The 19,940-nt window shown below is 67.3% G+C and carries 22 protein-coding genes and 1 riboswitch; of the genes, 15 read left to right on the forward strand and 7 right to left on the reverse strand.

Annotated features, from left to right (window positions below; all coding sequences use genetic code 11):
* Positions 1-24: 24 nt before the first annotated feature.
* Entirely contained in the window at positions 25-735 is a 711-nt protein-coding gene (locus Q322_RS0108925) for a hypothetical protein (RefSeq protein WP_029477558.1), read from the reverse strand.
* Positions 736-905: 170 nt separating this feature from the next.
* Positions 906-1,823, reverse strand: coding sequence for a class II fructose-1,6-bisphosphate aldolase (fba, locus tag Q322_RS0108930; RefSeq protein WP_029477560.1), 918 nt, complete (start codon positions 1,821-1,823; stop codon positions 906-908).
* A 255-nt stretch (positions 1,824-2,078) separates the two neighbouring features.
* Here fba and Q322_RS0108935 point away from each other — a divergent pair, with 255 nt between their 5' ends.
* The 7 genes from Q322_RS0108935 to dusA all read left to right on the forward strand — a co-directional run bounded on the left by Q322_RS0108935 (position 2,079) and on the right by dusA (position 7,321).
* Positions 2,079-3,290: an aminotransferase-like domain-containing protein gene (locus Q322_RS0108935; RefSeq protein ID WP_029477561.1), complete on the forward strand. Its 1,212-nt coding sequence runs from the start codon at positions 2,079-2,081 to the stop codon at positions 3,288-3,290.
* Positions 3,290-3,580, forward strand: coding sequence for a nucleoside triphosphate pyrophosphohydrolase family protein (locus Q322_RS0108940; RefSeq protein WP_029477562.1), 291 nt, complete (start codon positions 3,290-3,292; stop codon positions 3,578-3,580). The genes Q322_RS0108935 and Q322_RS0108940 overlap by 1 nt, the downstream gene beginning before the upstream one ends.
* A 15-nt stretch (positions 3,581-3,595) precedes the next feature.
* On the forward strand, positions 3,596-4,405 hold the full coding sequence (gene murI / locus Q322_RS0108945; protein ID WP_051668375.1) for a glutamate racemase: 810 nt from the start codon (positions 3,596-3,598) through the stop codon (positions 4,403-4,405).
* Positions 4,406-4,415: 10 nt separating this feature from the next.
* Positions 4,416-5,165 (forward strand): ribonuclease PH, encoded by a 750-nt coding sequence (gene rph, locus Q322_RS0108950; protein WP_029477564.1) that lies wholly within the window; start codon positions 4,416-4,418, stop codon positions 5,163-5,165.
* 324 nt (positions 5,166-5,489) lie between these two features.
* Positions 5,490-5,849 carry a DoxX family protein gene (locus Q322_RS0108955; protein WP_029477565.1) on the forward strand — a complete coding sequence of 120 codons (360 nt, stop codon included), beginning with the start codon at positions 5,490-5,492 and terminating at the stop codon, positions 5,847-5,849.
* Positions 5,850-5,932: 83 nt separating this feature from the next.
* The gene (locus tag Q322_RS20810) at positions 5,933-6,181 is read left to right on the forward strand and encodes a hypothetical protein (RefSeq protein ID WP_034418090.1); all 249 of its coding nucleotides are present in this window, start codon (positions 5,933-5,935) and stop codon (positions 6,179-6,181) included.
* Between the two features lie 69 nt (positions 6,182-6,250).
* Complete coding sequence (gene dusA / locus Q322_RS0108965) at positions 6,251-7,321, forward strand: tRNA dihydrouridine(20/20a) synthase DusA (protein ID WP_084147891.1); 1,071 nt, start codon at positions 6,251-6,253, stop codon at positions 7,319-7,321.
* A 157-nt stretch (positions 7,322-7,478) separates the two neighbouring features.
* Here dusA and Q322_RS21705 read toward each other — a convergent pair whose 3' ends face one another.
* The 4 genes from Q322_RS21705 to Q322_RS0108985 form a co-directional block, all read right to left on the reverse strand.
* The gene (locus Q322_RS21705; protein ID WP_162176603.1) at positions 7,479-8,459 is read right to left on the reverse strand and encodes a hypothetical protein; all 981 of its coding nucleotides are present in this window, start codon (positions 8,457-8,459) and stop codon (positions 7,479-7,481) included.
* A 184-nt stretch (positions 8,460-8,643) separates the two neighbouring features.
* Positions 8,644-9,027 carry a Fur family transcriptional regulator gene (locus Q322_RS0108975; protein WP_029477569.1) on the reverse strand — a complete coding sequence of 128 codons (384 nt, stop codon included), beginning with the start codon at positions 9,025-9,027 and terminating at the stop codon, positions 8,644-8,646.
* 83 nt (positions 9,028-9,110) lie between these two features.
* Positions 9,111-9,860 carry a hypothetical protein gene (locus tag Q322_RS0108980; RefSeq protein ID WP_029477570.1) on the reverse strand — a complete coding sequence of 250 codons (750 nt, stop codon included), beginning with the start codon at positions 9,858-9,860 and terminating at the stop codon, positions 9,111-9,113.
* Positions 9,860-10,903: a phage holin family protein gene (locus tag Q322_RS0108985; RefSeq protein WP_029477572.1), complete on the reverse strand. Its 1,044-nt coding sequence runs from the start codon at positions 10,901-10,903 to the stop codon at positions 9,860-9,862. Before Q322_RS0108985 ends, Q322_RS0108980 begins: the two co-directional genes overlap by 1 nt.
* A gap of 90 nt (positions 10,904-10,993) precedes the next feature.
* Here Q322_RS0108985 and Q322_RS0108990 point away from each other — a divergent pair, with 90 nt between their 5' ends.
* The 4 genes from Q322_RS0108990 to Q322_RS0109005 all read left to right on the forward strand — a co-directional run bounded on the left by Q322_RS0108990 (position 10,994) and on the right by Q322_RS0109005 (position 15,784).
* Positions 10,994-11,680: a class I SAM-dependent methyltransferase gene (locus Q322_RS0108990; protein WP_051668377.1), complete on the forward strand. Its 687-nt coding sequence runs from the start codon at positions 10,994-10,996 to the stop codon at positions 11,678-11,680.
* Positions 11,681-11,839: 159 nt separating this feature from the next.
* The gene (locus Q322_RS0108995; RefSeq protein WP_034418096.1) at positions 11,840-12,739 is read left to right on the forward strand and encodes a phytoene/squalene synthase family protein; all 900 of its coding nucleotides are present in this window, start codon (positions 11,840-11,842) and stop codon (positions 12,737-12,739) included.
* 418 nt (positions 12,740-13,157) lie between these two features.
* A riboswitch (SAM riboswitch) is annotated at positions 13,158-13,256 on the forward strand.
* A 144-nt stretch (positions 13,257-13,400) separates the two neighbouring features.
* Positions 13,401-14,771, forward strand: a complete 1,371-nt coding sequence (locus Q322_RS0109000) for an O-acetylhomoserine aminocarboxypropyltransferase/cysteine synthase family protein (RefSeq protein ID WP_051668378.1) — start codon at positions 13,401-13,403, stop codon at positions 14,769-14,771.
* Complete coding sequence (locus Q322_RS0109005) at positions 14,768-15,784, forward strand: alpha/beta fold hydrolase (RefSeq protein ID WP_029477576.1); 1,017 nt, start codon at positions 14,768-14,770, stop codon at positions 15,782-15,784. Before Q322_RS0109000 ends, Q322_RS0109005 begins: the two co-directional genes overlap by 4 nt.
* A 188-nt stretch (positions 15,785-15,972) precedes the next feature.
* On the opposite strand, the gene Q322_RS0109010 is transcribed toward Q322_RS0109005, so the two are convergent.
* Positions 15,973-16,710, reverse strand: coding sequence for a metal-dependent transcriptional regulator (locus tag Q322_RS0109010; protein WP_029477577.1), 738 nt, complete (start codon positions 16,708-16,710; stop codon positions 15,973-15,975).
* A 120-nt stretch (positions 16,711-16,830) separates the two neighbouring features.
* On the opposite strand from Q322_RS0109010, the gene Q322_RS0109015 reads away from it, so the two are divergent.
* From Q322_RS0109015 to Q322_RS0109030, 4 genes are read left to right on the forward strand one after another with little or no spacing between them, the layout of a single operon-like run.
* Positions 16,831-17,412 (forward strand): sigma-70 family RNA polymerase sigma factor, encoded by a 582-nt coding sequence (locus Q322_RS0109015; protein ID WP_342667663.1) that lies wholly within the window; start codon positions 16,831-16,833, stop codon positions 17,410-17,412.
* A 40-nt stretch (positions 17,413-17,452) separates the two neighbouring features.
* Positions 17,453-17,725 (forward strand): hypothetical protein, encoded by a 273-nt coding sequence (locus Q322_RS0109020; RefSeq protein ID WP_029477579.1) that lies wholly within the window; start codon positions 17,453-17,455, stop codon positions 17,723-17,725.
* Complete coding sequence (locus Q322_RS0109025; RefSeq protein ID WP_211248884.1) at positions 17,722-18,561, forward strand: LolA-like protein; 840 nt, start codon at positions 17,722-17,724, stop codon at positions 18,559-18,561. The genes Q322_RS0109020 and Q322_RS0109025 overlap by 4 nt, the downstream gene beginning before the upstream one ends.
* Positions 18,558-19,865 (forward strand): DUF1800 domain-containing protein, encoded by a 1,308-nt coding sequence (locus Q322_RS0109030; protein ID WP_029477581.1) that lies wholly within the window; start codon positions 18,558-18,560, stop codon positions 19,863-19,865. The genes Q322_RS0109025 and Q322_RS0109030 overlap by 4 nt, the downstream gene beginning before the upstream one ends.
* The last annotated feature ends 75 nt before the right edge of the window (positions 19,866-19,940 follow it).

The raw sequence follows: 19,940 nt of genomic DNA on the forward strand, positions 1-19,940 counted from the left end.
TCCAGTCGCAGACCAACCCAGGTCTCAGCGTTCGTAGCCGACGATGATCTCTCCCTCGGCCAGCTTGCGGTTGATCATGCTGGTGCGGGTGTAGTTGAGGACGATCATGCCGCTGCCCAGTTCCAGCAGATTCAGGGTGCCCTTGACGCCGTTTCCAGCGGTGGCGTCGCTGCCGATCACCTTCCACTGAAAGCCGCTGCGGACATCCAGCACCCGGTCCGGGGCGGTGCTGGCCGGGACCAGCGTGGGCAGGGCGCTGTATCCTTCCGGGCCGCGCATCTCGCCGGTTCGCAGGTTGATGCTCACGCCGTCCAGCACGCCGTTAAGGCCGGTCACGTTGCCAAACACCACGCGGCTGCTGTCGCGCGCCAGGGGCAGCCGGACCGTCTTGCCGGTAGAGGCCAGCACCGACTGGAACACCAGATACTGCCGGTACTCCTCCTCGGTGATGCCCAGCCGGGGATCGCAGGGCGCGCGCACCCCCTTGCTGGCGCTGACGATCACCTGATAAAGCGCTTGCGGACTGCCGCCCACCCGCAGGACCCGCGTCTCCAGGCCCACGGTGGACAGGCTGGGCCGCTTTTCTAAAATGCTGACAAACTGGCCTGGCAACGGCAGCAGGGCCGCCAGCCGCGACAGATTGCCCCCGGTCAATGGAAGAGGGACCTCGGTGGTCTGGGCAGAAACCAGGAACACCGAGAACGCTAGAAAAAGAAGAGACCGGGCCGCCCTCATGCCAGGGTCAAGAATAGGACGCGCGGGTGAGAATTCGTGCCAGAAACGCTCACCAGAAGGTCAGCAAAGACTGCGCTGGAACGGTCGTCTGGCCGCTCGCGCCCGCCCGTTGGACGATCAAGAAGTGGGGCCGGAGCCACGGCCCCCGCCCCCTCCTAAAGCTGGAATGCTCAGGCCTTGCCGACGCTGCCCAGCACGCCCATCTTGTGTTCGATGACCTGGGCCATCACGTCGCGGGCGCGGCCCAGGATCTTGCGCGGATCGAATTCCTTGGGGGTGGCCTGCAAGACCTCGCGGATGCCCACGGTGCTCGCCAGTCTCAGGTCCGTGTCCACGTTGACCTTGGCGATGCCGAACCCCGTGGCGCGCTGAAGGTCCTCGTCGGCGATGCCCGCTGCGTCGCCAATCTCGCCGCCCGCTGCGCGGAAACGCTCGACGATTTCCTGCGGCACGCCGCTGGAGCCGTGCGCCACCAGTGGAATCCCGGTCATGCCCGCAATCTTCTCGATGCGCGCGTGATCGATGTAGGGGCGGCCCTTGCCCTTGAACGCGCCGTGACTGGTGCCGATGGCAATCGCCAGGTAATCGGTCCCGGTCTGCTCTATGAACTGCACCGCTTCAGCGGGATCGGTTAAAAAGGCGTCCTTCTCGTCCACGACGATGTGTTCCTCAATGCCGCCCAGTCGGCCAATCTCAGCCTCCACGCTGATGCCCATCGCGTGCGCGGCCTCCACCACCCGGCGGGTCTCTGCCACGTTGCCCGCGAAGTCGTGGTGCGAGGCGTCGATCATCACGCTGGTAAAGCCCATGCGGATGGCGTTCAGCGCCGACTCGTAGCTGCTGCCGTGGTCCAGGTGCAGGGCGACGGGCACAGTGGCCCGCGTCGCCAGATCAATGACGATGTTCGCCAGGTCCTGCCCACCGTACTTGATGGCCCCCTCGCTCATCTGGACCATCACCGGGCTGCGCAGTTTCTCGGCGGTGTGGATGATCGCCTCGGTGATCTCCATGTTGTTGGTGTTGAACGAGCCGACGCCGTACTTGCCAGCGCGGGCGGGAATCAGAATGTCGTTACCGGTCACGAGCATGGTTGCCTCCTTATAAGCCCCTCTACTGTACCCGTCTGGGCAGAGGGGTGAGGAAGTCGTTTGGACACGGTTGGAAAGGTGGGGGTGTGCGGTCTTTTCCCCTCGCCCCTTGTGGGAGAGGGACGCTGCGCAAGCGGCGGGGGTGAGGGGGCGTGTGACCAGCGCCTCCCACAATCAGGAACCAGAGTTTTTGAGCCATCCGCCCTCTGCCTTCTGCTATCCACCTTCTGCCTCCCCAGGCGTAGCATGCTGTTCATGACTCCGATGCGTCCTGCCCCCGACTTCACGGCCATGCTGTCTGACCGCGCGCGGCACATGAATGCAAGCGCCATCCGCGAGATTTTAAAGGTCACGCAGCAGCCGGACGTGATCAGCTTTGCCGGGGGATTGCCCGCGCCGGAGCTGTTTCCGCTGGAGGAGGTCAGACGCGCCGCCGACACTGCGTTGACGAAATACGGCCCCGCCGCCCTGCAATACAGCACCACCGAGGGCCACCCGCCGCTGAGGGAATGGATCGGCCAGCGGGCCGGGATTCCCGCCGCCAACGTGCAGATCGTGACCGGCAGCCAGCAGGCGCTGGATTTGCTGGGCAAGATCCTGATCTCGGAGGGGGATACCGTGCTGGTGGAAGCGCCGACGTACCTGGGCGCGCTGCAATCCTTTCAGCCCTACGGCCCCAGCTATGTCCAGATGCCCACCGACGACGGCGGCATCGACGTGGACGCGCTGGAAGACATTCTCAAGACCACCCCGGCCAAGCTGCTGTACGCCGTACCCAATTTCCAGAACCCCACCGGGCGCACGCTGAATGCCGAGCGCCGCCGCCGTCTGGTGGAATTGACCGCGCAGTACGGCGTGCTGGTCATCGAGGACGATCCCTACGGCCAGTTGCGCTTTTCCGGCGAGGCCGCGCCCAGCCTGTACGAGCTGGGGCTGGAATACGCCGGGGACGTGAATGCAAACTACGTCATCTACTGCTCCAGCTTTTCCAAGACCCTCGTGCCGGGCCTGCGCGACGCCTGGGTGCAGGCCGCCGCGCCGATCATTTCCAAGCTGGTGCAGGCCAAGCAGGGCGCAGACCTGCACACGCCCACCCTGAACCAGATGATCGTGGCAGAGTTGCTGGACGAGGTGTTGCCGCGCCAGATCGAGACCGTGAAAAAGGCGTATGGCGAACGCGCCGCCGTGATGCTGGGGCACATTGAAAAGGAGTTTCCCGGCGGCGTGGAGTACACCAGGCCCGAGGGCGGCATGTTCCTGTGGGTGACGCTGCCGGACACCATCGACAGCACGCGGATGCTCCAGCGCGCCCTGACCCGCAACGTGGCCTACGTGCCGGGCAGCCCGTTCTTCGCCCTGGGCGGCGGCCAGAACACCCTGCGCCTGAGCTACAGCAGCGCCACGCCCCAGCAGATCGGGCGCGGAATAGCGGCGCTGGGCGAGACGATCCGCGAGGCGCTGGACTGATGGGCGAAGCGACGGCGGGCGTGCTGGGCGAGGTTCTGGCAGAACGCCAACGGCAGGACGCCAGATGGGGCCAGCAAGACCACGATCCCTCCACCTGGCTGATGGTCCTGGCCGAGGAGGTGGGCGAGGCCAATCAGGCCGTGTTCGAGACGCTATTTCCCAGTTATGACAAGCGGGCGGCTGAGCGCGGCCCGCGCAGCCTCGCGGAGTACCACCTGGAACTGCTTCAGGTGGCGGCGGTGGCGGTGGCCGCGATTGAAAGCCTGGACCGTCAGCATCCGCAGGGCTGATCTATCATCGTCGGCATGAGTCGCCCGGCCCCCATCGGTGTGTTCGACAGCGGTGTGGGGGGCCTGAGCGTGCTGGGCGAACTGCGCCGCCTGCTGCCCCACGAAAATTTCATCTACCTGGCCGACACTGCGCACCTTCCTTACGGCGCGCGGCCCGGCGAGGACATCCGCGCCCTGACCGGGGGAGCTGTCTCTGAACTGCATTCACGCGGGGTCAAGGCGGTGGTGGTGGCGTGCAACACGGCCTCCGCATTCAGTCTGGAAAACCTGCGCGCCCGCTTCGAGATGCCGATCATCGGGCTGGTGCCCGCGCTCAAGCCTGCCGTGGCCGCCACGCAAACGGGCGTGGTGGGCGTCCTCGCCACCCCCGGCACGCTGCGCGGCACGCTGCTTCAGGACGTGATCCATACCTTTGCCGATCCGGCAGGGGTGCGCGTCCTGACTGCCGTGAGCGCGGAACTGGTCCCGCTGGTGGAGGCCGGACAGGCCGACAGCGAGCAGACGCGGGCCGTGTTGCGCGAAACACTCTCCCCGCTGGCCGGGGCGGGCGCAGACCAACTGGTGCTGGGCTGCACGCACTACCCCTTTCTGGCGAACAGCATCCGCGCTGAATTTGGCAACACCTTCGCCCTGCTGGACAGCGGCGCGGCGGTGGCCCGGCACACGCGCAACGTCTTGCAGAACGCGGCTCTATTGAGTGACCATCAGCAACAGGGCGAGGTGTCCTATCTCGTGACCGGCGACGTGAAGGCTGCCCGGCCCGTGTTCGCGGCGCTATGTCCAGCCCAGACCAAACCCCTGCACCTGACGGCACTCGGGGGATAAGCTGCGGGCCATGTCGTCTTCCTCTGTTCCCCGTACATTGCCTGTCCGCGAGGGGCGGGATCTCCTCCAGCCCCGGCCCCTATCCGTGCGGCGCGGCGTCAATCCATACGCGCCGGGCAGCGCGCACCTGCGGCTGGGGCGCACCGAGATCCTGGCGACGGTCACGCTGGAGGACAAACCCGCACCGCACATGCGCGGCAGGAAGGAGGGCTGGCTGACCGCCGAGTACGCCATGCTGCCGCGCGCCACGCAGGACCGCACCCCCCGCGAGCGCGGCCTGCAAAATGGGCGGCGGCACGAGATTCAGCGTCTGCTGGGCCGTGCCCTGCGTGCCGGGATGGATCTGCGCCCCTTTAAAAACCAGACCATTTACGTGGACTGCGATGTGCTGGTGGCCGACGGCGGCACGCGCGTGGCGAGCATCCTGGCGGCACACGCGGCGCTGCACGACTTCTGTGATCGGCGGGTCAAGGGCGGCACCCTCAGCGAGTGGCCCCTGCTGCATGCGGTGGGCGCGATTAGCGTGGGTTACGTGGGCCACGAATTGCGCGTGGACCTGGATTACGCCGAGGACAGCACGGCGAGAGCGGACCTGAACGTGGTGGCCACCGACGCCGGACTGATCATCGAGGCCCAGGGCGGCGCGGAGGACGGCCCGCTGAGCGTGGCGGAATATGTCGCCCTGCTGGAAGCGGGCACGGCGGCGGTCCAGGGCGTGCTGCGCGAGCTGGGGCAGCAGTTGGCGGAGGCCAGAGGCTGACAGGAAGCGCTTCAGTCCGTTTCACGGCCACCGCACCTTGAGGGGAGGTTCCCCGGAGGGATTGACCGTGGGGCCACCCAGAACAACCGCCAGCAACGGACATCTGATACGGATTCCGTTTGTTTCGTGCAGAAATCGGGACAGCGCCGATTCTTACACTCCACGCCCGGAACCCGTTTTTCTCCTGCTCACTCCGTTCGGATTTCCAGGTGTTCACAACACCTTTCACTCGGAGTCCGTATGATCTCCACCTTGACTGAACGTCGGCCCCGCCTGCCCCCGGCCCCCTGCGCTAAACTCCGGGCATTCCCAAGGAGGATCACCATGAGCGTAGCGAAATTCATCGGGCGGGCGCTGCTTGCCAGCATCTTTATCAAGAACGGCCTGGACCACCTGCAAAACCCCGATCCGGTGGTCCGTGCCGCGCGTGGGGCCGAGGTTCCGCAGCCCGAACTGGCCGTCAAGATCAACAGCGGCGTGATGCTGGGCGCGGGCGGTCTGCTGGCGCTGGGTCTGTTTCCCCGTCTGGCAGGCACGGCGCTGGCCACCAGCCTGATTCCCACCACCGTCGTCGGCCACCCCTTCTGGGACAAGAGCGGCAGGGAGCGCGAGCAGCAGCAGACGCAGTTCCTGAAAAACCTGGCGCTGTTCGGCGCGCTGATGTACGTCAGCGGCCAGGACTGAGCGCGGGGCAAGCATGGGCCGTCGCAACCCTGCATAAAGACCCGGCTTTCCACGCCGTGCCCTTTGGTATCTAGACTCGCGGCATGACGAAAAATCCAGACGCCAGCCCCCCCGATGACCGGCCCACTGATCGGCAGGGCGGCCTGCCCGACGACCTGGGCAACGACATGAGTGACCGCAGCGGCTACTACGACGAATCCGAGAGTGGTATGACCAACACGCCGCTTGGCCGCGAGCGCCAGACGCCCAAGGCCGTGCCAGATCGCCCCAAAGACACCGATGATTCGGGAACCACCTTTGACGCGGATACGGGAACGGGGCGGGAGTTGTAGAGCAATCCACTAGAGGGAGGCGCGGCGGCACGTTTTGCCCACGCGCCTCCCTTTACACTGCCCCTTGCCATGCCCGCCTCTGCCCCGCCCCCTTCGACACCACCCACTTTGACACCGCCCCCATACACCCTGTCGGTCGCGCCGATGATGGACTGGACGGACCGCCATTGCCGGGCCTTTCACCGCACCCTGACGCGCCGCACGCTGCTGTACACCGAGATGATCACCACGGGCGCGATCCTGCACGGGGACCGCGCGCGGCACCTGGCTTTTGGAGAGGCCGAGCATCCGGTGGCCCTGCAACTGGGCGGCAGCAACGCGGCGGCGCTGGCCGAGTGCGCCCGCATCGCCACGGACTACGGTTACGACGAGATCAACCTGAACTGCGGCTGCCCCAGTGACCGCGTCAGCAGCGGGGCCTTCGGCGCGTGCCTGATGGCCTCGCCGGACGTGGTGGCCCGCGCGGTGGAGGCCATGCGCGGCGCAACTGGGCGGCCCGTGACTGTCAAGCACCGCATCGGTATCGACGATCTGGACAGCTATGAACATCTGAGCCATTTCGTGCGGACGGTGGCGGCGGCGGGCTGCGAAACGTTCATCGTTCATGCGCGCAAGGCGTGGCTTTCGGGTCTATCGCCAAAAGAAAACCGCGAGATTCCGCCGCTGCGTCATGACGTGGTGCGGCAGCTCAAGGCCGATTTCCCCGAGTTAACCGTTGTGCTCAATGGCGGACTGCTGACGCTGGAGGCTGCGCGGGACGCCCTGACCTGGGCCGACGGCGCGATGATCGGGCGGGCCGCGTATCAGACGCCGTACAGCCTGGCGACGGCGGACCGGGACGTGTTCGGTGAGGACGTGACGCCGCCCACCCGCCGCGAGGTCATCAAGGCCTTTTTACCCTTCGTGGCCGCCGAATTGAGGGCCGGGCAACCCCTGAACCGCATGATGAAACACACACTGGGCCTGTTCGCCGGGCAGCCGGGCGCGCGGTACTGGAAGCGCACCCTGAGCGAGCAGGGGCACAGGCCGGGCGCAGGATTAGAAGTAGTGCACGGGGCACTGGCAGGGGTGCCCGAGGGGGTGCTGGACGCGCCCCCTGGCCAGCCAGACAGCCAGCAGGCGCAGCCTTTCGCTGGATAAGGCAGCGGGGGTTAGAGCATCTGTCCGAATGACAGCAGCGGGAAAGGAGACTCCCGACGCTTCCATTCTCTGCTACGGAGCTGTGCCAGTCCCAAATGCCCGGCTAAAGTCACTCACTTTGTTCGGTCAAAAGTAAACATCTCTTTTGACCAGTGCTCTACGGCAGGGTGACCTTGCCCCCGAAGGTGGCGGAGACATTGAACTGCTCGGGCAACACCTCGGCAAAGCTGCTGAGGTTGCCGGACATGGCCGTGATCCAGGTGTCGTAGCTCCCGGCGGGCACGTCGGCCCCCACCTTCAATGCGGCGGGCAAGGCAGTGGAGTACACGGACACGGCCAGTCTATCCTCCACCGGAGGGGTGGACCGGCTACCGGTAATGCCGGCGCTTTCCAGGCCCATCCCGTTCAGGGAAGACCGTTCGATCCGGCTCTTGGCCACGTAGGAATACAGCCACCTCGAACCGGCAGGCACCTTACCCGCAAAGGTCACATTCCGTTGATTGATCGTCGCCGTGGCCCCCGCCACAAAGCCCAGCGTCGCTTTTGACTGCGGCAGAGCCGCCGTGGTCGCGTAAGTCACCCCGTTCTGGACCAGCGTTGCACGGTATTCGCCCGCAGGAAATTTCGTGGCGTCTGGCAGCGCCCACCAGCACCAGCCGTTGATGTCCTTGAAGGACAGAGTGCAGGTCAGCCGTTCGTTGCCGGGGGCCGTGACTGTGAAGGTCGAGGCTTCCGTTCCCCCGCTTTGCGGGCGGTAGCGCACAGCGATAAAGCGCCCCGGCGCGGCCCCGGCAGGCTGGAGATTCCACACGTAGGTGCCCACCGCCAGTTCCAGCCCATAGGTCGAGATCACCAGGGTTGCCGTCTTGCCGCCCGCGCTGGCCGTGACTTCCACCGGCCAGTTGGTGGCCGTCAGGCGCTTTACGGTCAGATTGCCCCCGGCGTCCACGTCGATCACATTGGGTTGGCTGGACGTGTAGGTCACTGCGCTGGGAAGGACGCTGCCACTGCTGTCGCGGACCACGGCGCTCAACCGTGCCGGTGCGCCGATGGCCAGCGACGTGCTGCCGGTCAGTTCCAGGGCAGCGGCGGTGGGTGCCGGACTGCCGCCCCCACAGGCACTGAGCACAGCGGTCATGAGCACAGCGGTCGACACGAGGGCCACGGGCAACAACACTCTGGTCATAAAGACTCCTTCATGTGAAGCATGGAAGCAGACGCTGGTGTGCGGAACCCCCGGTGGGGGCAGAGGGCAGAGGGCGGGGGGGCTGACAGGAGTTGTCCCGGATGCCTCCCGGCCTCGCCTCTTCCTGGCGCTCATTTCAGTGTAAGGCGCATTCGGGGCACTGACCGTACAGCGTGACCTCGTGCGCCTCTACCACGAAGCCGCCGGGGTACACCGTGCCCCTGGGCAGCGCGACGGGACAGGTGTGCAGCGTGAACACGCGCCCACAGCGGGTGCAGGAAAAGTGGTGGTGGTGGCCCTTGCCCGCCGCCTCGTAGCGGGTCTCGCCGTCCAGCGTGACCGGGTGGATCTGGCCCTGCCCAGTCAGCAGTTTCAGGGTGCGGTACACGGTAGCGATGCCCAGGCCCGGCAGATCGCTCTGGGCCAGTTCCAGGACCTCGGCCACCGCCAGCGGCCCCGGCGCGCGGCCCAGAACCTGGGCAATCACGTCGCGCTGCCGGGTGCTGCGGGTGCCAGTCATGCTGCGCACGCTAGCAGAGGCGCGCACAGAACATCAAAAAACAGCCCACCATTGCGCGGTGGGCTGTCTGTGGCCGGCGGCGATCAGCGCAGGTTGGGATTGCCCTTCTCGTCGGGGGCGATCACGCTGCCCTGGGCCTTGGCCTCCACCACGCTCTTGGGAGTGGGTACCACGCCGGGATGCTCGTGGCTGGCGGCCATAGGCGGCGCGCTGCCTGCGGCGTCGGACTGGCCGTTGTAGCTCTCGGCCTGATCTGTGGGCGCGGGCTTCAGGAAAGAGGCGGTGGCGCTGGGACTGGTGGACGCCGTACCCATAGGCTTGGGACCGGACCCAGAGGCCGCAACCGGGGTTTCACTCTTGCTCAAAGACGGCCCGGTAGAGGTCGCCGAACGCTCGGTCCCCTTTGGCCTCTCCCCTCTGGATTTGGGGGCCTCCCCGGACTTTTCCAGCATGTTCTGCGCGATTTCCTCCAGCTTGGGGGCCAGTACGCGGTCTGAGAGGGTCTTGACCGCCAGGGTGCCCAGGGTGGCGAGCAGCGCGCCGCCCACACCGCCGCCGCCCTTCTGCGACTTCTGGGCCTTGACCAGTTCTTTCTGATACTTGAGCGGACTCTCGGCGTCCACGTAGATTGTCCTGGTCCGCTTGAACTGCGTGCCGATCAGCAGGCCCAGCACCGCGCCCACGGCGGACGCGCCGCCCAGCATCTTGGCCGGTTCCTTTTGCATCTGTACCTGCAAGTTGGCGCGCTCGGCCAGCACGTCCAGGCTGGCTTTCAGGCGTTCACGGGCGGCCTCGCGCTCGGTCAGGCCAGAGGTGGAATTCAAGTCGGCCATCAGTACTCACCTCCGCCCTTTTTGATGTCGTCCTTGTAGGTGGGATCGGTGCTGACCGGAATACCGGGGGCGTCGTCCAGCACTACCGGGTCCTGAAGCCGGGGATCGTGGCCCTTATCGGTTCGCACGCCGGTTTCAGCGTGGTTGGCGCTGGGAACCTCGCCTCTATCCAGTTTCTCGTTCAGCGAGTCGCCGTACATCTGGGCCGAACCGTCCGGCTCGCTCTCGTACACCGGGACGGTGGCGGTGCCGCCCTCGACGCGCACGGTGGCCTGCTGGCTGTCGGCGGCCACGTAGCGGTTTTCACCGGCGGCGTACTGCTGCGGATCGCGCGGAACTTCCACCGAGGTCCGGCTGGCGGGCTGGCGCGAATCCTGATCCCTGGCAAGGTCCGGTGCGCCCACGCGCGCCTGGGTATTGCCCGCAGTGCGCTGCACCGATGCACCCAGGCCGACGCCCGCCGTGCCCGCCGCATCTGCGGTTCCGCGCGGCGCGGCGCTGGACGAGACGACGATGGTGCTGGTGGGCGTGCTCCCCTGAGCCTTGCCCTGAACCGGGGCGGCCTGCCCCTGAGTGGTCTGCCCCTGAGTGGGCGGCGCGGCGCGGCGTTCGCGGGCGGCCTTCTCGGCCTGTTCGGCCTGGTACTGGGCTTCCAGGCGCTCGTCCTCAGTCATGGCGGCAAAGCTCTTGGGACGGGGTGCATCGGCGCGGGGTTCGTCGGTCTCGACTTCCGCGCCCAGCTTGCGGATGCCCAGCAGGATCATCACGCCGGTCACCACGAAGCTGAGGACGGCGATCAGCAGCGCGGCGGCCCACGCGCCCAGGCCCAGGCGCATCAGGCCGTAGAACACAGCCAGAATCAGGAAGATCAGCGCCAGCACCAGCGGCCCGGTGGCGGCCAGCAGCAGGACCACGCCGATGCCCTTGGCCTTGGCGATGTCGCTGACCTTTTTGATCAGCGCATTGATCTCGGATTTGATGAGGGTCACGCCCGCATCGAACACGTCGACAATGGCCCCTCCCATACTCTTGCGTTCTTCCATGCATTCCCTCCGGGGAGCGGCCCCACGCCATCATAGTGGCGCGAACAGACAGGCCAGATACCGCCCAGCATAATGGCTGATGTGCCAAAAATGCCCCAGATGCAAGGAAACCTGAACCCGGACGCAGGTGATCGGCCCGCCTTAACCCTGGCCCAGCACAGCAATACGCTGGAAGTCACGGCGCGCGGCTACATGCTGTGGCGCGCCAGGTCGCTGAGCCTGCTGAGCGGCGTGCCCTTTGGGCTGAAGCGTGAGGCACGGCTTTTCCGGGCGCTGTGCGGGCCGCAGCCGGGGCAGGACTGGCTGGACGCCGGGACCAGCGCCGGTTTCTACGCGGGCCTGCTGGCGGCGGCAGATTGCCGGGTGCTGGCCGCCGATCTGAGCGCCCCGATGCTGCGCGAGGGCATGCGGCGCGAGAAAAGTGCGCTGATCGACTGGGCGCTGCTGAATCTGGAGGACAGCGGCCTGCCCGGCGAGAGCTTCGATGGCGTAACGGCAGGCGCGACGCTGAACGAGACGCATGACCCGGCCCGCTTGCTGCGTGAGCTGGAGCGCGTGCTGCGCCCCGGCGGTCAGTTGTGGCTGATGTACGTGCCGCGCACGGGCGGCCCGCTGCAAAGCACCCTCTCAAAACCCGCGCTGGGCGGTCTGAACTTTCCCGATCCGGCGTGGGTGGCGCGGCAACTGCCCGGAATGCAGCTCACGGACGGCCTGGGCATAGGTGCGGTGAGGTTCGGGCGCTACGTTAAAAACCACCGCCAGGACAGTGCAGCGTAACCAGGCAACGTAATTAGACGGTGCAGTCAGGACGGCGCTGTGTCAGGGGCTGATCTCTCTTCTCGCCGCCGCACGCGCGCCCCGATGTCAGGAGTCTGTAAGAATGTGGGAGGTTTGCCCGTTGCAGACCCCCTAGACTCGCCCATAAGGAATCTGTCCATGATCAATGCGTCCCTGCCCTCCCCCCAGAACCCCGCTGCCCCGGCGCAGGCGGTGGCCCATTGCCGGGAGGTGACGCGGGACCACAGCAAGACCTTTTACCTGGGATCGCGCCTGTTCCCGTTGCGGCAGCGGCAGGCGGTCTGGGCGGTGTATGCGGCCTGCCGCACCGGCGACGATATTGCCGACGAATCCACCGCTGCCAGCGTGAGCGCCGAGCTGGACGCGTGGTGGGGCCGCGTGCAGGCCGCCTTCGCGGACCGCGCCGGACCCGATCCGGTAGACACCGCGCTGGCCTGGGCTACCCGCACTTATCCCATTCCCCTGTCAGCCTTCGCCGAGCTGCACGAGGGCCTGCGGATGGACCTGAACGGTCACGTCTACCGCGACATGGACGACCTGACGCTGTACTGCCGCCGGGTGGCCGGGGTCATCGGCTTCATGATCGTCCCAGTCAGCGGCTACAGCGGCGGCGAGCAGACCCTGAACCACGCCCTGATGCTGGGTCAGGCGATGCAACTGACCAACATCCTGCGCGACGTGGGCGAGGACCTGACGCGCGGGCGGGTCTACCTGCCCCAGAGCCTGCTGGCCGAGTACGGCGTGAGCCGCCGCGATCTGGAACGCGGCATGGTCACGCCCGAATACCGCGCTTTAATGGCCCACCTGTGCGCCCTGGCCCGCGACTGGTACGCCGAGGGCCGCGCCGGGATTCCCTGCCTGCACGGCAGCGCCCGCCTGGCCGTCGCCACCGCTGCCCGCGCCTACGAGGGCATTCTGGACGATCTGGAACGCGCCGATTACGACAACTTCAACCGCCGCGCCTATGTCAGCGGCACCCGCAAACTGCTGATGCTGCCGCGCGCGTGGTGGGAACTGCGCGGAGCGGTGGGCGGATAAGAGGGTTGAGGGCCTCTGTCAAAAGAGTGGTTCACTTTTGACCGAACGAAGTGAGTGAGCTGTGCCGAGTCTCTGAGAGAATGGAAGCATCGGGAGTCCTCTTTCCCGCTGCTGTCACCCGGACAGATGCTTCAGGAGCGGTGGATCGACTCGCCTCTCCTCACCGCCCACCTCATACCCCTGGAACCATGCTGGAACTGGCCCTTGTTCTCGTTCCAGGCGGCGACGCCGTATTCCAAAGCCGCGTGGATGGCCGCTCCCCATTCGGGTCCAGCAGGGCCGAAGGATTGCACCGTGATGGCCCTTGGTGGGGGACGTCAGGCGTCCAGCCTGTCTACCCGCCCCACCTTGACCCGCCCCCACCCTGGCCGCTAACCTGACCCCAGCTCCCGCGTGGAGTCAGTTTTGGTCAGCACCACCCCACTTCAGAGCGCCCGAGAGAACTGGCTCGTTGACGGCGCGGCAACCGGACTTCATTGCGTCACGGTGCCAAGGCCAGCCCCCCCGGGATCTGCGGCTCAACGATGAGCGTAGCAAGAGGGCGGGACCAAGCGGGAAGGTCACGCGGATGACGATATTCGCCCCTTCTCATCACTTCAAAGAGAAGGGGCGTCGCGCTGTTTCCAGGCGGCCCCCACCCAGCCACAGCGGAGGCCAGTCCATGCCCCAGAAATTTGAAACCCTGCAAGTCCACGCCGGTCAGAAGCCCGATCCCACCACCGGCTCTCAGGCCGTGCCGATCTACCCCACCAACAGCTACGTCTTCGAGTCGCCGCAGCACGCCGCCGACCTGTTTGGGTTGCGCGCGTTCGGCAACATCTACAGCCGCATCATGAACCCCACCAACGCAGTGCTGGAGGAGCGGATCGCGGCGCTGGAAGGTGGTGTCGCAGCACTATCGGTGTCCAGCGGGCACGCCGCGCAACTCGTGGCGCTCCTGAACGTGGCGCAGGCCGGGGACAACATCGTGTCCACGCCCAACCTGTACGGCGGCACGGTCAACCAGTTCCGCGTGACCCTCAAGCGGCTGGGGATAGAGGTCCGGTTCACCGGCAAGGATGAGCGCCCGGAGGAGTTTGCCGCGCTGATCGACGACAAGACCCGCGCCGTGTATCTGGAGACCATCGGCAATCCGGCGCTGAATATTCCCGATTTTGAGGCGATTGCCGCCGTGGCCCACAAGCAGGGCGTGGCGGTGTTCGTGGACAACACCTTCGGGGCGGGCGGGTACTACTGCCAGCCGCTCAGGCACGGCGCAAACGTGATCGTGGAATCGGCCAGCAAGTGGATCGGCGGCCACGGCAACGGCATCGGCGGCATCATCGTGGACGGCGGGAATTTCGACTGGGGCAACGGGCGCTACCCGCTGATGACCGAACCCAGCCCCAGCTACCACGGCCTGAAGTTCTGGGACACCTTCGGCGAGGGCAACCCGCTGGGCCTGCCCAACGTCGCCTTTATTACCCGCGCCCGCACCGAGGGGCTGCGCGATCTGGGGACCACCCTGGCCCCGCAGCAGGCGTGGCAATTTATTCAGGGGCTGGAAACGCTGTCGCTGCGGGCCGAGCGGCAGGCGCAGAACACGCACGCGCTAGCGACGTGGCTCTCGGGCCACCCCGACGTCTCCCGCATCACTTACCCCGGCCTGAGCAACCACAAGCACTTTGACCGCGCCCAGCACTATCTGCCGCGCGGCGCGGGCGGCGTGCTGACCTTTGAGCTGGCGGGCGGGCGCGAGGCGGGCGAGGCCTTTATCCGTAGCGTGCAACTCGCGCAGCACGTGGCCAACGTGGGCGACAACCGCACGCTGGTGATTCATCCGGCCAGCACCACCCACAGCCAGCTTGACGTGGAATCGCAGACGGCAGCAGGGGTCACGCCGGGGCTGGTGCGCGTGTCGCTGGGCATCGAGCATATCGACGACATCACGGAAGACTTCGCGCAGGCGCTGGCCGCCGCCCTGATGGAAGCCCCAGTGGAAGCCCCAGTGGAAGCCCCAGTGGAAGGCACGGGAGCTGGAGAGGAGGCGTGACCGCCCTGTCCCGCGCCGCCCCCGCCCCGCCGCTGACCGCCGAAGCGGAGCGATGTTCGCCCACTGACCGGACGCAGAAAACCGCCGTGCTGTTCCGTACCTCGCCGCTGTTGCTGGACTGCGGTCGGCCCCTGAGTGACGTGCAGGTGGCCTACCACACCTACGGCGAGGCGCAGGGCGAGGCCACGCTGGTCCTGCACGCCCTGACCGGCAACAGCGCCGTGCATGACTGGTGGCCAGACTTTCTGGGCGCGGGGCGGCCCCTCGATCCCACACGGGAATTCATCGTCTGCGCCAACGTGCTGGGCGGCTGCGCGGGCACGGACGGTCCCTCTCAACTGGGGGACATGCCCATCTCTCTGCGCGACATGGTCCGCGTGGGGCGGGCGCTGCTGGAGCATCTGGGCGTGCGGCGGGTGCGCATCATCGGCGCGAGCATGGGCGGACTGCTGGCCTACGCGTGGCTGCTGGAATGCCCCGATCTGGTGTCGCGGGCCGTGGTGATCGGTGCGCCGGTGCGGCATTCGCCGTGGGCGGTGGGCCTGAACAGCGCCGCCCGCGCCGCCATCCGTGCGGCCCCCGGCGGCGAGGGGTTAAAGGTGGCGCGTATGGTCGCCATGCTGTCCTACCGCAGCCCGCAGAGCCTGGCCGTCACGCAGACAGGACAGCGCAGGCCGGGCGTGCACGCCGTTACCTCTTACTTGGAGTACCAGGGCGAGAAACTGCTGGCCCGCTTCTGCGAGCGCAGTTACGTGACCCTGACCGGCGCGATGGACGACTTTCAGCCGAACGCCGCCGAACTGGCCGCCATCCGCGTTCCGGTGCTGGCGGTAGGCATTTCCAGCGACATGCTGTATCCGGCGGCGGAGGTCAGCGCCGGGGCCGCCCTGCTGCCGAACGCCACCTACTGGGAACTGGACAGCATCCACGGCCACGACGCCTTTTTAATGGACCCGGGCGAGTTGCCCCAGCGGGTGGCGGCATTTCTGCGGGGCGGAACGGCGGCAAGCTGAGGCTGGATTGAAAATCATCCACCGTCCTGGAAGGGTCCACCGCTGAAGTTCTTCCTCGCCCTTGCGCCGCGACTCCCCCCCCGGCCTCTGCCCGACGTCCAGCCAACCTTTCGGCTTTCCTCGACGCGACACTTCTCCAATGACAGCTGCTCTGGAGCGAGGGGGGGTTGCTGGCGTCCCAGCCGCCGCTAATCCGGCGCGTCCCCCTGCGGCGCAACGCCCACCTGTGCAGCCACGTTCAGTGAAAGTGTCAGCGCCCTGCCGCCTGCCCGCAGGCGCAGGGTGCCCAGGGCAATGTCCACGGCCTCCACCACCACCCCCGCGCCGGGGGTCAGGCCGGCACCCACCAGGGCGCGCAGTTGCGCGGCGTCGGCGTCAGGCACGCGCGCGATCACGCCGGTGTCCCCGGCGGCCAGTTGCGACAGGCGGCGCTCGGCGCGGGCGGGCAGAGCGCCGTCCAGGGTGGGAATCGGGTCGCCGTGCGGATCGTGCGTGGGATCGCCCAGCCACGCGGCAATGCGGGCTTCCAGACGCTCGCTCAGGGCGTGTTCCAGCCGCTCGGCTTCCTCATGCACCTCGTCCAGCGGCACGCCCAGGGCGCGGTGCAGGAACAGTTCCAGCAGGCGGTGGTGCCGCAGCACTTCCAGCGCCACGCGCTCGCCCTCGGCGGTCAGGGCCGCGCCCTGGTACGGCGCGTGCGACACCAGCCCCTGCTCGGTCAGCTTGCGCAGCATGCCGGTCACGCTGGCGGGGGCCACCTCCAGCGCGTCGGCCAGCGCCTGGGTGCTTACTTTCTGGCCGCTGCCCTTGCCCACACTCTTTTCAGACCGGGCTTTTTCAGACCGGGCCTTGTCGGAGTGGCCCAGCATGTAAAGCTGCTTGAGGTAATCCTCGGCAGAGCGCGAGAGTGGGGCGCGGGCAGTCATGGAGACAGTGTAGCGGGCAGGTGCGGGGAAGGGCAGAGCAGGGGACGGGAACTTTTTTTCATCTCACGCCCTCTAAGGTACGAGGTGAGCTTGAATGACCCCCCAGCCTCTAACCCAACTGTGGTCCGCCCGTCCGTGCAGGACCTGCCGGAAGTTTCCGAGGTGCAGCCGTCCGATCTGCACCTCGCCCGCCTGGCCGGGAGTGACGAGGCCGCCTTCGAGGCGCTGGTGACCCGGCACGCCGCCGGGATTCACCGCCTGGCCGCCGGAATGGTGGGGCCGGGCGCGGCAGACGACGTGGTGCAAGAGGTCTTTATCGCCGTCCACAGGGGCTTGAAGAGGTTCCGGGGCGAGGCGGCCTTCAGCACCTGGCTGCACCGCATCACGCTGAATGCCTGCCACAAGGCATTGAAAGCCAAGGGCCACCCCACCGTCCCACTCAGCCACTCCCCTGAACCCGCTGCCCCGCACGATCCGGTCCACGCCGGGGAGCAGGCCGACCTGCGCGCCCGGCTGGCCCGCGCCATGCAGACCCTGCCCGCAGACCAGCGCGAGGCCGTCTCGCTGCGCGAACTCTCGGGCCTGGACTACACCGAGATCGCCGCCATCACCGGCGTGGAACTGGGCACCGTCAAGAGCCGCATCAACCGGGGCCGCGCCGCACTGCGGGCGTACCTGACCGCAGCCGGAATCAGGCCGTGAACCACTCCCAATCTTCCCGCCAAGCCAGAGGACTCCTCCCATGACTGACCACGATCTGGACACCCTGTTCGCCCACGCCCGCGCCCCGACGCCCACCGACAGTGGGGCCGCCGAGCGCTTTCTGGGCCGCCACCGCGCTCGCCAGGCCCAGCAGCAGGGGTCCCGTCAGCGGTCCCTGCGCGCAGGTTGGGTGGGCACGTTGCTGGCCTCGGCGGCGGTGGTGGCGGGCGTCACGGTGCTGCGGCCCGCGCCGGAGCTGCCCGCCAGCGCGGCGTATGGGGTGTATCAGCGTGCCTGGGGAGACGGCTGGTGAGGGGGCTGGTGCTGGGGACCGCGCTGGTGGGGCTGCTGGTTCTGTCGGGAGCGGCGGACGCATCCGGTGCGGACGATCTACTCGCGGCGCTGAAGCAGGCGCGGACGCTGGAGGCGCGCGGCACGGTGGAGGTCACGGTGCTGTTTCCGCCGCGCGATCTGCCCACCAAGACGGCGGGGGCGCTGCCGCGCGTGCCATTTCGCCCCGGCCTGATCACGCGCAATTTCAATATCAGTCGGGCGGGCCAGGAAGCGGTGGCAGGCCGCACCACCACCCGTTTCGAGCTGACGCCAAAGGTGGGCCAGGCTGCGCGCTGGACGCTGTGGATCGACCTGGAGTGGAACATTCCGCTGGCATATCAGGAGAGCTTCCCGGACGGCACGCCCGCCCGCCGCGCCGTGTTCCAGCAGGTGAGTGCCCAGCCCGCCCGCGTGAAGGTGGCCCTGCCCGCCCTGCCCCAGGGCCTGCGCCCCGCCGTCCTCGCGGCGCTGCCGGGGCTGCGGCTGCCCGCCGGAATCCAGCCCGTGGGCGTCCGCAGTCGGCCCAATGGCGGCCTGGAAGTCAGCCTGACCGACGGCGTGAACGTGTTCGCGCTGGTGACCGCGCCCAGAGGGGTACGCGCCGCGCCGGGCATCGCGTCCCGCAAGGTGGGCGGCGGCTTCGTGTGGCTGGTGGGCAACCTGCCCCAGAACGTCCTTGAAACGGCACTGGCCAAGGTGGGCCGGGGAGACACGGCTGGTCTGGGAACTTTTTTGAAGGTGGACGCCTCTAAGGTCCAGACCAGCCCCGCTCCCCAGCCCGCTCCCCAGCCCGCCTCTCAGAAGGAGACCCCGTGAGCCTGCCCCCACACACCACCAAACTCAGCCTGGAAGACGCCGCGCATTTTCTGCGGCGCACCGCGTTCGGCGCAACCGACGCGCAGATTCGCGCCCTGGTGGGCAAAGATGCCCGCGCCGTGGCTCAGGCGGCCCTGACATTCGACGCCCGCACGGCATCCAGCAACCCCGCCCCTGCCAATCCCTTCGATCCCTCGGTGGGCGCGGCCCCCAGCGCAATGCTCCAGCTCACGCGCGCCGCGTGGCTGTTCGAGCTGATGTACAGCCCCCACCCGCTGCGCGAGAAGCTGGCCCTGACCTGGAGCAACCATTTCGTGATCGGCACCGACAAGGTCAAGAACCACCCGGCCCTGGCCGCCTATCTGGGGCTGCTGCGCCAGCACGCGGCTGGTCCCAGCTTCGAGGAGTTCACGCTGGACATCGCGCAGACGCCCGCCATGCTGCGCTACCTGGACAACGACAGGAACAAGAAGGGCAAGCCCAACGAGAACTTTGCCCGCGAGCTGATGGAGCTGTTCACGCTGGGCATCGGCACCCCCGACAACCCCAATTACACCGAACAGGACGTCCACGAGGGCGCGAGGGCACTGACCGGCTGGAGTATCGAGGGCGGGCGCGGCACTCCCAAGAACACTTACCTGGAACCGGTCAAGGCCAGCTACAACCCCAGGCAGCACGACGACGGCCCCAAGACCTACCTGGGCCACAGCGGCAAGCTGGATTTTGGGGACGTGATCCGCATCGCCGCCACGCACCCGCAGACCGCCGTGTTCATATCGCGCAAGCTCCACCGCGCCTTTCTGGCCGATACGCCGGGTGAGGGAGCGGTGCAGGGCAGCGCCGAAACCTTTCGCCGCACGAACGGCAACGTCGGCGCGGTGCTGGAAGAACTGCTGTCCAGCGCGGCCTTTTACGCACCCCAGAACCGCGCCAGCATCATCCGGGGGCCGGTGGAGTACATCGTGGGCGCGGTGAGGACGCTGGGACAACCCAAGCTGGAAGCCAGGCAGATACTGAACCTGGCCCAGACCGCTGGCAAGATGGGCCAGACCCTGCTGCAACCCGATACGGTCAAGGGCTGGGACGGCGGGCGCGGGTGGATCAACGACTCGGTGCTGCTGACGCGCATGCAGGTGGCCGCCGCGCTTGCCCTGGGCAACGCCGCCCCCACCCTGGACGCCGCGCCCGGCGATCTGGCCCTCTTCGGTACCGAGAACAGTCCCGTGCAGGCCGCCCTGAAAGGTCTGAATCCCAGGCAGCGGCTGTATCTGGCGCTGGTCAGCCCCGAGTTTCAACTGGCGTGAGCCAGGTCCGAGGGTCTCAACGTCTGAACGCGAGACCACACCACCACTGTTCCGTTTAGACCTTTTGACCCTCAG

The sequence above is a fragment of the Deinococcus frigens DSM 12807 genome, from assembly GCF_000701425.1.
Taxonomy (GTDB): domain Bacteria; phylum Deinococcota; class Deinococci; order Deinococcales; family Deinococcaceae; genus Deinococcus; species Deinococcus frigens.